At 36.0% G+C, this 577-nt stretch carries 1 protein-coding gene; it reads left to right on the top strand.

The features are described 5' to 3' along the window. Positions 1 to 60 precede the first annotated feature (60 nt). Positions 61 to 441: a plasmid mobilization protein gene (locus tag ACSZPU_RS26220; protein WP_499004549.1), complete on the top strand. Its 381-nt coding sequence runs from the start codon at positions 61 to 63 to the stop codon at positions 439 to 441. The last annotated feature ends 136 nt before the right edge of the window (positions 442 to 577 follow it).

Below are 577 nucleotides of genomic sequence, written 5' to 3'. Positions count from 1 at the left end.
AGGCAACCGTCTGTGGTGTTTGCAGAGCTAAGATTGGCGGCTTAGCGTTGCACTTCGGAGTTGAATCCGCCAACAACAGACAGAAAACGAGGACGTATAAATTTAAGTGCTGACGAACGCCGAGACATATCGATACAGTTCAGAGTAAATAAATCAGAGTTTGAATATTTAAAATCATTAGTGGACGCTTCTGGTTTAGAAAGAGGCCATTATATCAGAAGAGAAATATTAAAAGCTGAACCAGTGATAAAAAGAAAAATGCCTGAGTTTGAGCAATCATTGTATAGAGAAATACAGCATCAAGGTAATAATATAAATCAGATTGCTAAAAAATTACATATCAATGAAGACTTTAAACAATCTGTAGCCTCAGAAGCTAACTTTGCTATAAAGCAACTTATGAAAAGAATATTAAAGGCTTGTGAGGTTTATACGGTATGAAAGGAAATGTAGCTAAAACAGGGAGATCATTTAAAAATAGAGTTGATTATATATTAAAAGATGATCGCGAATTCAGATAATAAGTGCAACGCTCGGACATGATTGTGGAGAGTGTAGGAGGAAGGGTTAACTACCG

It is taken from the genome of Phytobacter sp. V69 (assembly GCF_965644215.1).
Taxonomy (GTDB): Bacteria; Pseudomonadota; Gammaproteobacteria; order Enterobacterales; family Enterobacteriaceae; genus Phytobacter.
The sequence above is the reverse complement of the archived record's forward strand: the minus strand, read 5'-3'. Positions and strand labels throughout refer to the sequence as shown.